General features: G+C 59.6%; 10 protein-coding genes. All 10 read right to left on the bottom strand.

Features of this window, described 5'->3' with window-relative positions; all coding sequences use genetic code 11:
- Window positions 1–547 (bottom strand): hypothetical protein (locus AU465_RS04010; protein ID WP_192244263.1); only part of this gene is annotated, 547 nt, incomplete at its 3' end.
- 202 nt (window positions 548–749) lie between these two features.
- Entirely contained in the window at window positions 750–4,295 is a 3,546-nt protein-coding gene (locus AU465_RS04015) for an AAA domain-containing protein (protein ID WP_192244265.1), read from the bottom strand.
- Window positions 4,296–4,528: 233 nt separating this feature from the next.
- Window positions 4,529–5,896 (bottom strand): BilD N-terminal domain-containing protein, encoded by a 1,368-nt coding sequence (locus tag AU465_RS04020; RefSeq protein ID WP_192244267.1) that lies wholly within the window; start codon window positions 5,894–5,896, stop codon window positions 4,529–4,531.
- A complete protein-coding gene (locus AU465_RS04025) occupies window positions 5,889–6,413 on the bottom strand; it encodes an MPN domain-containing protein (protein WP_192244269.1) in 525 nt (174 codons plus the stop codon). Before AU465_RS04025 ends, AU465_RS04020 begins: the two co-directional genes overlap by 8 nt.
- A complete protein-coding gene (locus AU465_RS04030) occupies window positions 6,361–6,837 on the bottom strand; it encodes a DUF7665 family protein (RefSeq protein ID WP_192244271.1) in 477 nt (158 codons plus the stop codon). The genes AU465_RS04025 and AU465_RS04030 overlap by 53 nt, the downstream gene beginning before the upstream one ends.
- A complete protein-coding gene (locus AU465_RS04035; RefSeq protein WP_192244273.1) occupies window positions 6,837–7,310 on the bottom strand; it encodes a hypothetical protein in 474 nt (157 codons plus the stop codon). The genes AU465_RS04030 and AU465_RS04035 overlap by 1 nt, the downstream gene beginning before the upstream one ends.
- Before the next feature lie 141 nt (window positions 7,311–7,451).
- Entirely contained in the window at window positions 7,452–10,781 is a 3,330-nt protein-coding gene (locus AU465_RS04040; RefSeq protein WP_192244275.1) for an ATP-dependent helicase, read from the bottom strand.
- Window positions 10,782–11,387, bottom strand: coding sequence for a hypothetical protein (locus tag AU465_RS04045; protein WP_192244277.1), 606 nt, complete (start codon window positions 11,385–11,387; stop codon window positions 10,782–10,784).
- A complete protein-coding gene (locus AU465_RS37360) occupies window positions 11,384–12,130 on the bottom strand; it encodes an RNA polymerase sigma factor (protein ID WP_192244279.1) in 747 nt (248 codons plus the stop codon). The genes AU465_RS04045 and AU465_RS37360 overlap by 4 nt, the downstream gene beginning before the upstream one ends.
- A gap of 290 nt (window positions 12,131–12,420) precedes the next feature.
- A complete protein-coding gene (gene rlxS / locus AU465_RS04055) occupies window positions 12,421–14,394 on the bottom strand; it encodes a relaxase/mobilization nuclease RlxS (RefSeq protein ID WP_192244281.1) in 1,974 nt (657 codons plus the stop codon).
- Window positions 14,395–14,519: the final 125 nt, after the last annotated feature.

A 14,519-nucleotide genomic window follows, 5' to 3' on the forward strand; every position in this document is an offset into this window, starting at 1 on the left:
AACTCGCCATTCGAGGACTTGAGTCTGCAGTTTCTGACACGACCGCGGTCGCTGGAATCGAAATATGCGGAGCAACTTTCTTCTCAGCAGCGACTCGAGCTTCGACGTAAGCGGAATTTACGAGCTTAATGAATTGAGGAGAAGCCTTGCGCGGCATTCCCTCGATGTTGTCATTTCGGATCGTTATAACGCCGAAGCTCTGTACGAGGCGCGAAGTGTTTGGATAGACGCCTACAATAAACTCGTCCTGCCCCTCGATCGCATTGAAGATTTCGCTGAGATCTTCTACTTCAATGCCCTTGCGTGGAATCTCATGCACGTATTGGTTGGAATTCATTTGAGGCAGATCTTGTCGACGCCGGCTGATGACGTCGCGGATGCGAAAAACGCTACCTGTTGAATCGTCGATAAAAAAGCTTCGCCACTTCGCTTCTAGTGCGGTAGCCGACGGAAGATCATCCTTTGCCGACGAAACCAGCCCATTGGCCGTTGGATGAAACACAACGCTCTTGGCGTCTGTCCGAATCTCTACCCAGCCGGCCCTCATTAGACGCGTCAACGCTTCGACCACCACTCGCCGAGGAAGGTGAGACTGTTTAGCAAGCTCACCTGCTGATCGTGGAGAATTGCAAACAGCCTGAAGGAGAAGATGCTCAACGACGCTCCACCGTCTTCCGCGCTCGATTTTAAATCGGCGCTTCCCTCGAAGTACGGGGAACACGATGTGAATAGTCAATGCGGTGGATGGCTCAGACTTTTGCAACTTCGATCACCTCGACTTCACCACGGGCCGATCCCTCAAAAATTGATTCGTAGAAGCTCTTGAAGAATCGCATCTCCTCCGACACCGTCGTCGAGCTGTCGATGACGTATCTATAGAATTGTAAGCTTCCAACGATTATGAGTTTCCACCGGGCTCGACTGAGCAGCACGTTCATGCGCTCACTTTTGGTGAGAAATCCGAGAGCCTTCAGGGGATTGGTATGCGTGTTGTTGCGGACCAGCGATATCACAACACAGTCCGCCTCACCCCCTTGGAATGAGTCAACAGTCCCGCAATACTCATCGTCCGCAATCGCCGGCTTGAAGCGCTTGATGCTTGCCAGATCGTCCGGAGCGCTCTCTCCCAGCATTTTTCGGAGCAGTTTCACTTGCTCTCTATATGGCGACAGCACCGCAAGTGACGGCCGCGCATCAGGGATCCCGGGCCGTAGGAGGCCCAACACACGCATCGCGGCCTTTGCCTCATCCAGGTTGCACCAGACCGGTCGAGTCTCAGCAAAATTCGTTCCAGCAGGAGCGGTGCGGGAGTAGGGCATATTGATGAAGGTGACAGGCTTACCTTGCATGACATTCCCCTCGAACCGAACCGCAGGGGTCCTCTCGAACTTTGCCGCTGCCGCGGGAAAAGTCGTCAGGCTGTCTTCATAGAAGCATTTCGAGACTATACGAGCGATCGCTGGATGCATGCGATGCTGTTCATTCAGTCGCCGGGCGATTGGTCTCAGCGTTGGGCGCTCAGCTATTCTCCTGAAGTCTCGTTCGACGAACGAGCCAAACAAGGTCAGAAACGCCAGCGCGTCCGCGCACGCCCGCCCGAGGCTATCAACCCCACCTTCAATTTCCTCTATGACGTCATCCAGAAGTGCGTCTCGCATATAACGCGAGATTAAATTAGAGGATGCGGCAACGGCCTTTTGAACATCAGAAGGCACCCTGAGGAGCTTTGAGATCCTGTCCGTATCGAAAGGCGGCAACTGCTTGTGATCGCCGATCATCAGCCGCCGATATGATAGCAAGAGCGGGGAAATCAGCTCGGTTCCGGTCGCCTTCCCGGCCTCTTCCACGATTGTCCAGTCGAAATAGCCGCGCTCTTCGATCAGTGTCTCGACGGCGCCGGAATTGGTGGTCGCGAATACAAGGTTTGCCGACCTGAGAATCATACTCTCAAGCGCACGACGGTCGGATGATGTCCTAGCTCTTCGGCGTTGACGGGTTTCTGAACTTAGCCGACCATTGGTCATTTCCCCGACGAGCGAGCGGACACGCTCCTGAACGGAGGAGGATCCCTCCGCAAGCAAAGTGCTTCCAGATAGATCGGAAATAAGCTTGTCGGCCTGCGCGTCTATTTCTACATCGCCCTTTGTCCTTGTTCCGTCCTGCGACCGAGCTCTAACGATCAACGGTCCGTCATCATCACCCTTGAACAACCCGTGAACCTCTTCCAGCAGGTGATCGATAGCGGAATTGCTTTGCGCAGAAAGAAGCAGCCGACTAGTAGGGTCTTCTCCAAATCGACGCCGAACTATTTCAGCGGTCAGAAAAGTTTTGCCAACGCCTGGCGGCCCTTGCAGCAAAAACATTGGAATCGTCGCCAGAATCTCTATCAACGCCTTCTGTTTCGAATCATCCAGCTCTTTGAACTCGACACTCGTCGTGTCCAGCGGATCTTGGCTGTTCTCGATCCTACCGCGAGGATCAGCCAACATCTCCAGAAGTTCCTTGTGTCGAAACAAGGCTGATAGCGCTTTGAGCCGACGCTTCAGTTGGACGATCGTCCCGGCAGTGGCAGATGGCGTGAGAAAAGCTCGCCCGGACACTTGCGGAGCCTGGAACCCTTCCAATGAGAACCACCCACCGGTTTCTTGGGAGGGCAGTTCGGCGATCCGCCAGTTCGTCGATCCTGTTCTTTCCCCAAGCTCGCCAGCCTCAAGCAATGCCCAGGCGCCTTCTTCCTTGAATTCATCCGATTCAAACATTCGCTTCAGTCGAATGGCCGGTGGCTCCAAGTTGAGTGCCTCGGAGAGCTGGAGCCGCTCTTCGTCCAGAATGTCCGACACAGAGATTCTATAAACCTCTCCGCCAGCCTCTGATGCTTTTGGCGGAAGTACCATCACAGGGAATATGTCGGCAGCAGCGTAGGCGAGCTCAAGCAGAAACAGCAGGCACATCGCCTGGTGGACCTGCTCCATCGGGGATTTGGAAGTCGCGATTTGTTGACCACGACGGATTAGGCTCTCCCAAGAGGAGACCTTGCCCCGCATGGTCGGGAAGAGTTTAGCGGCCTCTCGCCACTCCGAGAAATCAATCTGGGTTTGCGACAACTCGAGCGAAGTTTCAAGAAGCCACGAAAGAGGCGGCTCCGTTTCGGCGTCGTCGCAGGTTGCGAAGTCCCAAGTCTCGTCGTCAGAACCGGGCGTGCGATACGGGCGTAGCCGGTAGTTAAGATGCTGGCCGCAAAGGTAGTATGTTAGGACATCGCTAACTTCACTCTTACACGCTATGAAGCTGGTATTCTCGCTGATGTCATTGAAGACGAAGTCGATTTGTTCCGCGAATTCGGTCGTCTCAATCCGGAATTCACTCGCGGCACGGATTTTCCTTGTAAGCTTCGATGTTTCTCCGAGTCTGAGAGCAATATGAAATTTCGTATCTTTCCCTGCGGCCTCAGATCCATAATAGTTTATTATCTCTTCCACTTGTCCAAGAAGCTGTTCTCCATCCAACCTGTCGATGTGCAGTAATCCCAGCATTGTACGCAAGAGCCGGATTTCAGAGGCAGACGCATGGTCCACCACTGAGGACGGGACCATGTTCATGTCAGCGAGCCGTTCGGCTGGGATATCCAAGGTCTGCGCGATCACCAGCGCGAGGTCGTACCAGTCTCCGGCAAAAGACGACGCTGGCCGCCGACGAGGTGCTTCCCGCACGCCCTTCTTGCTGGTTGTCGTTGCGGCGATGCGCATTGACCATTCGAATCCGGTCAGTCGGAAGTCTGGCTCCGTAGTGAAATTCGAGATGATGGACCAGGGATCGACGTTCCTGTGGATCGCGCCCTGCGAATGCAGCAAGTCCAGTCCTCGGATAAGGCGACGAAAGTTTTGCCAAAGCGCCGCGCGCGCCTGCGGCATCCTGCTTGTCGCAAGTAGCTTCGGTAAGTTTTTCCGTTGGGTCGCCACTGCAAGAGGGATACCTTCGCCGGCATCCAGCACCAGATAGAAGCCGGAGCTATCCCTTCCATTTGCGATCATCCGCACGATCAAGTCGTTTGCCTCAGGCAGCGCACCCAGAGTGTGGAGTTGGCGGATTTCGCTTCTCCAAATTTCCTCGAGATCGCGCTCAATCCGGGTGGTTTGTGCCGGCCAGTATTTCACCAGGATGCTGCGCCCATCTTCATCAGTGCCGGGCCAAATTCCTGGTCGGCCTGTCAATGTATCTGGGGCGAGAAGGATATCCTCCGCCATGCGATAGCCGCTGAGGAAATTGGGTTTCTTGCTGCGCTTGGTGGCGTTCATAAGTCTCTTCTTCATCTCAAACATAGGTACAGTGCCACAAACAAAAGCTGACTAAATGCGCTCAGCCAGATTCTCCCCAACATAGTTGTGACGCAAGCTGGCAAGGTGGAGGAACGCTCGGGTCAAATGGCCCTGGCCAGCTTGACGAACGGGATGAAAGAAGACGGAGAAAGGTCCAAAGTAATTGCTGGCGCCAGCCTCGCCGAGGAGCTGAACCGGTCGAAACCGCCGCGTTACATCGACTCGGCAGTCCTGAACACAACGATATCGGTGCCCTTTTGGTCAACTAGGCTTCGGTGCTGCAATGCCCGCAAGTCAATATTGAGGACGGTTGGACGCCGTCCATCGACCACCATGCGGATTATCTGAGAGACCATCACTGCCGCCGCCGTCACACCGACGAATGGTGCACCGACCGCCACCTCAGCCAGGCGGGTCAAACCACATTCGTCGAGGTGTCCACGCTTCTGGAGATCCAAATAGGCGGGGGGTCTCTCGACGAGAGCCACTCCCTGAATGTTGCTGCCATCGGCCCACACCTCAGCCGCTGTAACAGGCGCTGGGAAGCTATGGGTTCGAATGAGGCGGAAGTCCTCGACCCCGCTGCCAAGGCCGGCCTCGAAGATTGTGGTGAAGCCTGCACCTTCCAGAAAGGAGCGGGCCTGCGGATTGTCGACACCACAGAGCGCCAACAGTGGCTCGTCATTTCCCACGCGCAGATCCCTGGCGAATCGACGCTCCACAAGTCTTGTCTGGAAGCCACGTCGTTCAGCCCAATTGGCGCAGATACGCGTCTTGAGCTGACCCTCGGCGCCGGGAAAGGTTAGCACTGAAGTACTTTCGGTCGAACCACCCGCCTCGTCCACATCCTGCAGGAAAAGTCGCACCTTAGACGCGTCCGCAAAGGGAAGCATGCCTATTGTCCAGAGGAATGCCTGCCCTTGATGCCCGAGGCCGATTAGCCAAAAATCGGATGGGAGCTTGGCCGGCGGCGGACCGCCGGCCCCCGCCGACCTCCAGTCCGCCGATGCGGACTGTTCCCACAACGACATCCCGACAGGACGATAGCCGGCTATTGCCTCGCCATCGAAGTGAGCAAACAGCTCGGCTACCGCCAAAGCCCCGGCAAGCACGCCTGACGGTGCGAACTCAACGGTTTCCGGCAGAGCGGCTGTGCCGAGCGGCACGACTGCCCCGCGCCAGCCGTCGAATGTGGTCCTGACTGCGAAGCCGCCACAATCGATCCCGGACGGTGTGCCGATGCTGACCAGCGGCACCCCGTCAGGGATATCGTCCACAATTGTGCCCATGAGGGCAACCACCGCGTCAGCAAGCGTGGCGCCAGCCGCTACCGGCAAAGTCAGGGACGCATGAAGCGCGCCCGATACTGTCACGCCGCCGAGGAAAGTTCGGCGTCCACAGTTGAGAGCCGTTAGCAGCGCGGCCTGATGAGTCGGGCTCGAGGCAGCCGCCTCCCCTATGAAGAGGTGCATGCGGAAGCTCTTCAACCGGTCCAGAGCCTCTTCAACGGTAGAAGCAGAGGCGCGATCAATATAAAGCTTGGCAGAGCGGTTCAATCCACCGATCACATTATCAGCCATGAGCCTTGCCTCCGATCATCAGCGTGGGGCGATAGAGTGAGGGACGAGGCCGCTCCCATCGAAAACCGCCAAGATAGCGGTAAAGGCCTATTTCCTTCAGGATAACCGGCTCGGCGGCGAAGTGCGGCAGGATCAACGCTACATGGCCAGGTTCGGCAATCATTGGATGGGTTCGGTCGGAATCACTCTGGCCAGCCCCGCCTGGGTGGGTGTGAACATCCGCGACGACGATCAAGTTGCGTTCGCGGCAGATACGCCAGAGTTCGGCCATACGGCCACCATCAATTTCGATGATGCCGGTGTCGAATGCTGCCGGATCGACCTCGTCATAGAAGACGATCGAGGTGACCCGGCGGGTCTTCCCTTTCGATCCCAGCAGGAAAGCCCCGCTTTCGCGGTGGCCGCGCCCGCGAACGCGCAGACCATGAAGCAAGTCGCGCCAGACTTCGGTCGGAATCGAAAGATCAGGCAGCCAACCTAACAGGCGGCTGATAAGCGAAAGAGGCGAGAAGCTCATGAAGAATCTCCACATAGTGAATGATGCCGCGGGCGGGTGGCCACTGAAGCTCGGGAAGCTGCGTCAGCCAGTGGTCGTGGCCCGGGAGTGCCAGACGGTCGCAGGGCAAGTAGAGCGCCCCGGAGTTCCAGCCGGGGTTGAAGACCGCGGCGAACCGTCCCGATCCTTTCGGCCACTTGTCGCCGGAAAGAGGAACGCCCGTCTCGATGTCGCAAGGCCGGCCGTTCGGAAGTTGGGCGGGGTATCCGTCCAGCAGGAATTTGAAGCCCCACTCCGTCCCATCTCGCGCCGAGATGGCGATGTCTGCGGTCGGCCAGTTGATGCGGAGAAGGCGCCACTTCCCTTTCGCCTGACCTATCTCGAAGTCCGAGCGTTCCACATGCGTGCGGAACGCTCGCTCGTCTGCGCCCATCAGCGCCTGCATCAGCCCTGCACCAGCTTCTTGCGCACCAGATCGAAGACCACCGCACAATTCTTGGAAGTCAGGCTGCCAAGATGTGTGCTGAGCGGCGGCTGGGTAGCTGTCCCGTGGAGCTGCAGCACGTGCTCCTCGGCCTCCTCACGACCGAGGCCAGCCCGCTCGATCGCCCAGCGAGTGATCTTGGCGATTGTGGACGACGGGGCGAAGTGGCGCTCGAACGTGTTCGGCCCGTAGTGGACCGACACGTGCACCTGACGGCAGCGATTGGCGTGGAAGATCGGGTTCTCATGGCCATGGAGTGGGTGATTGTGCTCCAGCGGCTCATCGCCGTCCTCTTTGAAGATCAGGAGTTCGGCCACATCAATGCCGCGTTCCTTCTCGAGGAAATGGAGGAGGTCGGCCACCACGGGGCTCTTGCCCAGTTCGATGCGGTCGACGGCTTCCGCCTCGACCGCCAGAAAGATAATGCTCTTCATTTTGATTTCAGGTCCCAATGGGGTCGGCGGGATGCCGCCCTCTAAGCATGGGATCGGGCGAACAACGCGAATGCGGAAAAGGTTCGGAGAAGTTTCTTCAGGCCCGCCATCGAGGCATGCGTGCGACCGGTGCTCTTATCTTCAACAGGGCGCCGCGCAGATGAAGAGAAAGGCGCAGCGCGGGCAGCGGAAATCGCTCGCGACAGGTTGATATGAGCCGCTGCGGATGCTGGTGATCGCGGTGGCGCAGTCGGCCATTCGAGCATTGAACTTGCGCTCGGTCTGATTGATGGCGAGCTCTTCGCCGGTCAAGAGGTAGTGGTTCTCGACCCTGGCTGCGGAGCCGAACGTCTCCTCCACGGCTTTCAGCAGCATCGTCGCCGAGAGCTTGTCAGAGTCGCCGCTTCTCTTGCGACCGGATCGAATGGTCCGGACGACGTCCTCGTCGCCTCTGCGCAGAATCCGGTCCGCACTCAAGCTGATCACCTCACCGCCTACCATTGTGGAAAGCTGCCCAGCCCGCATAGCAGCTCCGGCGGCAGAGCCGTGCAGCCGGTCGAGCATTGCGTGGGTAAGTCGCCGATAAGCCTGCCCGAACGGATGTTCCTCAAGTTCGGTCGCTGCCCAAGCCTCCTCGAACAGGGCGGCCGCCTGCGCGCGATCGTATTCGACGCCTGGATCAAGGCTCCGCACATAGGCGAGAACGCGTTGAACGCAGCCATGGGCGTCAAGATAGGCTCCGCCGCGGGCGAGACCTGAAAGCTCAAGCACGCGCTCATAAAAGAAGCGGCGCGGGCAGTCCGTATAACCCTCGATGTCGCGGGCCGTGAGTTCAGCAGGCGGGGGCGGCAACAAGATCGGCGGAAATGCTGCAGGTGGTCTCGTTCGCACTACCCCCGGAATCGAATGGCCTGCAGACGCAGGCACCCGGCTGAGGAAACCGGACGGGTTGGAGTTCTTGGCGCCGCGACTGCGCGGGCGATAGAGCCTGAGGTATGACTTCGCGCGAGACATAGCGACGAAGAAGATGCATTCCTCCTCGGCCTCATGGGCGTTTTCGTCCTCCTCTCCCAACATTCCCGCCGGGGGCGGACAAGCGGGCGAGCGGTTAGGTGCGGGAACCGCGCCGGCATAAAGGCCGGGCAAATGCACTGCGTCGAATTCGAGACCCTTGGACGCGTGGATGGTCATGAGCCGTACGCCGCCCAAGTCTTCAAGCTCCGGCGGCAGGTGCCTGAGATCGCGCTCATCGGCAAGAAGGATCAGATGTCTTACCCGATCGAGCGCACGCCTTATCGGAGTTCCTGAGCCATGCAGCGGCATTACTCGAAGCGCATCCAGGAGTTGGCGGACAGCAACCCTACGCAAATTGTCGGAGGGCGACGAACCGACAAGCATCGTACGGACATAGCCACTTGCATCGAAGAGATAGCGGCTCAACGCCAGCCAGGGCGTCGTGCCTCGGTCGGTGCCCTTCAAATCGCGTCCGAGAAGCAGCAGGCCGTCGCGCCCCTGCTGCGATAGCTCGGGAATCGACGCCACCTGGGACAGAAGGTCAACGACACGCGTTTCGGTGGTGCGCGCCTTGGCAAAGACCGCAAGGACGTCTTCAAGCGGCACGCGGTATTCGGGGAAGCCGGCGACGCGAACCAGGCCGGTGCCCGCTCTGTCCACGACGAGCGACAGCAGGGAGAGCAGGTCCTTCACCTCCGCCCGATCGAACAGCGGTCCAAGATAGAGCACTGGCACGCCGCGGGCCTCGAGCTCCTCGGCAAAGCGAGCGAGCGAGCCGTTGCTGCGGGCGAGGATAGTCTGGCAACGAAGCGGGACACCCGCAGCCTGCAGCTCTCTTATTGAGCCTGCCAGCACATCCATCTCGGCGGCAGGATCCGAGCAAGCGAACACCGCGGGAGGTTCGCCGCCGCTTCCTCTTGCAGCGCGTAGCCGCGCCGATCCGGCGAACCGGCTTACGCTCATTGTGCCGCCAAAGGTCGAATAGGCTTCGACGATCTCGTGGGTGGACCGATAGTTCTCCTCGAGCCCATCTTCCTCCCCGGTCGCATAGTCCCGCCTGAACCGTGCGACGTTCGCAGCAGATGCCCCCCGGAAGCGATAGATCGACTGGCGCGCATCGCCGACGACCCAGAGATTGCTGCCGTCGCCCGCGATTTCGCGCACAAGCATCGCGCTCGCGCGGTTCACGTCCTGGTACTCATCGACATGGACCTGGGTAAAGCGGCTGCGCATGAGATCGCGAAAATCGCGGTCCTCGCGCATCATCAGGGTGGGACGCATGATCAGGTCGCCGTAGTCGAGTGCGCCCTCCTTGCTGAGCTGATGCTGATAATGCTGGTAGACGACCGCGACTTCGCGCGCCTTTTCCGCTGCGTCGACGTCCTCATCGGTGACTGCGGCTCGTAGCATTTCCTCGGCGGCCCGCAGATATCTGTCTGGCCCCCACAGCTCATCTTTGGCACGCGAGATCGCGCGCAGGATGTCGCGAAGCGCAAGGGCCGGCTCATATAGGTTGAGATAGTGTCGGAGATCGAGCGCCGGAAGTGCTTCTTCCAGCATGGCCACGCTCTCGCTCGCATCGATAATCTTAGGATCGTCGCGGAGACCAAACAGCTTGTGGTGCTTTCGGAGCGTGTCCAACCCGAACGCATGGAAGGTGCCGGTCCAGATGTTGACCGCACTTGTACCCACTTCGTTCTGGACGCGCTCGGAAAGCTCGAGGGCCGCTTTGTTCGAGAAGGTGAGCGCCAGGATCTTCTCGGCCGGAACCCCGTCCTTCAGAAGGGACACGATACGCGCTGCCAGCGTTTTGGTCTTGCCGGTCCCTGGACCGGCTCGCACAAGAAACGCCGTCCCGCGATGGTCGACCGCCCGCTGCTGCGAGCCATTGCATGGCTGGGGAACCGCAGCCGCTCGGGCTGGCTCAGGCTGAAGCTCAGGCAGCAGGACCCCATCGGCAAGCTGCTGCAGTGTCGTCTCGTAGCGGACCTTGAGTTCGGTTGAAATGCGCGTAGCGTTGTGCCCCGCCTCGAAGAGACGGCGCGCTACTGACCGTGGCAGGACGAGTTCGCGGCCGAAGCTGTTCGCCTGCGCCTCGCGTCGTTCCTTGATGCCGTAGGTCTCGATGCGCTGGTTTGGGTCGCCGTTCGACTGAGACCGCAGATAGTAGCCGCGCTCCACGCCTTGATGCACTAGGTAATGGCCAATCTCATGGGCGATGACCTCGGCGAGCATGTCATCGGCAAGATCATCGCGAACGAGTATCTGTCGGAAGTCACGGTCCAGAAGGCCGTAGGCGCCTTCGAGTTCACGATAGTCAGGCGCATGCGGCCTCACCTCCAGGCCGAGATGCTTTACAGCGCCTCGCACGACCTCCATTGCCGAAAGAGACTCGGCGAGACCCGCGTCCTCCCTGAGCGCACGAGCTTGAGCACGAATAAGAGCGAACAGATCCACTCAGGCTCCTAAGTGCGCAAGCCAGAACTGCTTGTCCTCGGAGCTAAGACTCGAACCGCGGACCACGTCGGCAAAGCTCACCTTTGCTGGAGAACTCTTGCCCCTCGGAGCGAAGAAGTCTCCACTCCCCGCGGCCGCCAAGGCAGGTGAGGAGAGGTAGTTCCAAACTTGAGCCGGTCGCATATTCGTCGCGTCGGCGAGTGACGAGATGAGCTTACCTGGTATCGTTGATTCATCGACAAAGCCCCTCACCAGCTGACGCAGGATCGGCATGTCAATACGGCAGTCATTCGCTATGGTCTTCAAACTCTCGTGTGGGATGCTGGCGAACGGATTCACCGCATCGCCCTTCGCCACTTCCCAGAAACGCTCCAGCACCGCGGCATGGCCGGAAACCGTGCGTGTAACGGTAAGCATTTCGTCCGTCAGATCGCTGCCGTCTGACGCGAACCATTCGGCTGCGAATGCGAGTATTTCAGAATGGAAATCCGAATTTTCGTCCGCGATTTCGCGCACGCGATCTGCGCTCGCGCCGCGCTCGAGTTCCTCGTGCAAAATAGCGAGGATGTAGTCGAGCGCCAATGTTGCATTTTGATCCTTGTTCACGGCTTCACTCTTTCCCGTGCGCCCATTGTGCGCGCGTCCTTCGCTTCCCCGAGCGCCTTTCGGCGCGCGCTCGTGATCAGGTACCGAACATTCCGATCCGTGCAGTTCATCCGCTCTCCTGCCTCCTTCTCCGTGAGCCCGAGCTGGTGGACATAGTAGACGGCCAGACGCTCGTTCTCGGAAAGCCGGTCCCATATGTCAGCAAGCATCGATCTTGCTTCGGCCAGGGGCATCGCGCCACGCCCGATTCGACCGAAGGCATCTGCGGCTTCCTCCCCGGTTTGGTCCGAGCCGAATTCGACTAGATCCTCACGGGAGATCTCGGTTTTGGTGCGCATGCGCACCTGAGACATCGCGGTTAGATAAAGTCGCTCGGCACCCGTCTTGAAACTCATCTCGAAGATATCGAGACGATCCGCCGCGATGAGCTCCAAGACTTTATCCTTGACGATTTCATCGATGCGCTCGCGGTTCAGTTCTGACAAATTTCTCGTCATGCGCTCGCCCGATCGCTGAATCCGCGAGAAGAAGGCCACAACCAGCGAGTCGTACGCCGGAGTTGGCCGGTTCGGGCAAAAATTCCGCAGCAGATAAACGAGAGTCTGAGGCTTCAGATGGCCTTGGGCTGCGAGAGCGAACGCCTTCGGCAGCGGCCATTCGAGAACTGCCTTGAGCTCCTCCTCGACCTCTTTGGGCCGGACGTACGGCTCCCCCTTGATGTTTACTCCGGCGAGCGACTTCACCGCGCGCCCTCCTGCCATTCGTGTCATCGTGCCCCACTGATCGGTCGAACTGGATCAAAACGGAAAGGAAAATTGAGACCTACGACATAATCGAGTCGATCAAGGATTTTCCGCCATAATCATCGATGTTTTCGCCGCTTTGCTGCACGAACAGCCCCTTGAGCGAACGGCAGCTGCAAACAACCAATCGTGTTCGGACGGGAACACCCGTTCGCCTAGCTCTATTAAGTCCGAATCAGTTAAAGGTCCTGGCTAGACGCGAACCATACAATGCGCTGCCGCCGCGACATTTACGAAACGCTAGGACCGCTCCTCTGCCGTCCGATGGTCCAAGAGATACCCTCGCGCTGCACCGTTCCGGAGACCTCCTTACCGATATGTCGATCGAGCATTGGCCTCCACGGTACCAGCGTGAATTCGCGCGACTTCTGGATGACAGCATATTTGCCGCCGGCAAGCTCAACCGAACGACGCAACGTGCCCTGTAGTCGGTTTCCAGTCTGAGCTTCGGTATAGGGCAGATCGAGTTCGTCCGACAGTTGACCGGCAACGCGGGTCAGCTCACGGTGGCGCAGGATCGAAACCATGTTGGCGCGATACACAATCCGATCCTGTTCCTCATGGATGAGGCCTTGCGCGATCAGCCACTGCCGCCGCCGGGCCTGCGCCTCCAGAACCTCTCGCCCGAAGCCGGCGTTGCGCAAAATCTCCGGCGTATCGGAAACCAGCTCTTGGTCGATCCAGGTTGCGCCGTCGAAACCGACCTGCTTTTCCAGCGGCATCGATGAGAGTCTGTCGACGACAACAGGCTGAGCCCTTGCCCGATGACGCTCGTAATCCGACACACGGTCGAGATGATCGGGCGCGATGGCCCAGGTCCCGTCCGGCTCGCGCTCGACGCCACCTGTCGCGCGGCGGATTGCCTCGAGCCGCCGGACGTGCGTTTCAGCAAAGCGTTCGGTGGCGGACGGGTCATCCCGCAGATGGATGTCGATGTTGTAGCGTCCGCCATGCGCGGCGGCGATTTCGGCGACCGTACGGTCGCCTTGCCTGGGTTCAGTGTTCCTCGGCGTGACGCGCACGATGCAGCCATCGGGCATCGCTTCGGTAGTGGCTTCGGCTTTGCCGATGTCGATGTAATGGGTTCTGCCATCCACGGCATCGACGATAAGGTAATGCCGGTCGTTGATCTCGTCAGCCAGTCCGCGCGCAATAACACGGCCGACAACGGGTTGAGCTGGCGCGCCGGATCGATCGTCGACGACATAATCGGCGGCATTGCGCGCAAGCCCCTTGCCGGTCAGTTCGCGATGCATGGTCTTGATGATGTCCCCGCGCTCGCCGATGCGCCGAAGGGTCGCCTCGAGATCATTGTCGAGGTGCCAGTGGCCCGACCGGGCCTCTTCGACCAGACCCAGCCGCTCCAGCTTGCGCAGGCGGCCCTGGTGCAACGTCTGGCGAAACGCATCGCCGCTCGCCGGCGAGACCAGGCTGTCAGCATCGCGCATACGCAGCAGCTGCCGGTCGATGCTGGTGAAGCGTTCCTGCTCCATTTCCTGGCACAGGCGCTGTTCGATCTCGCGGTCGGTGCGGGGGCCGAGGTCGAGGCTGACCAGCTCGGCCGCCCGTTCGCGGAGTCCACTCGCAATGTACTCCCGCGCGATGACGAGATTGTCGCCGCAGTCGTCCTTGCCGCGCACGATGATGTGGGTGTGGGGATGGCCGGTGTTGAAATGGTCGACGGCAGCCCAGTCAAGCTTGGTGCCGAGGTCTTCTTCCATCTGCGCCATCAGGCGCCTCGCGAACGGCTTGAGGTCGTCGTACTCGATGCCGTCTTCGGGCGCGACGATGAAGCGGAACTGATGCCGGTCACCGTCGGCACGATCGATGAAGGCCTTGCCATCGACGTGGTCGCTGTCGGCACCATAGAGCCCGCCAGGCTCGCCTTCGCGGGTGACGCCGTCGCGCTGGAGATAGCGCAGGTGCGCACGCGCCCCGTCAACACCCTTGCCGGCCAGCTTCACAACCCGTGCCTTGACCATCACACGACGCTGACGGAAGGCAGCATATCGGTCGCGTGACTTGAGCAGCGCGGCGGCAGCCCCACCGCGCCCAACCCGGCTTCCCGTGAAACGGCCGCCGCGCTGGGGCCTGCCCCCGGCCCTGTTGATTGCTGCCCGGACCTGACCGGCGAAGCGTTTTCCTGCCTTCGAGCCCCGCGACCCGATTTTGCCAAGCTTCGGCCTGAACTCGTCGTCTGTCACGCCAGCCTCCCGGATAACCATAGAAAGATCAGTCGCGTATGCGCCCCACCCTCCTGGCGCCGCAGGCAGCCTCCTGGGAAAACGATGTGCAGACAAAGACTTCACCGCCTCTTGGAGCCGGTGCC

It is taken from the genome of Mesorhizobium silamurunense, assembly GCF_014843905.1.
Classification (GTDB): Bacteria; Pseudomonadota; Alphaproteobacteria; order Rhizobiales; family Rhizobiaceae; genus Mesorhizobium; species Mesorhizobium silamurunense.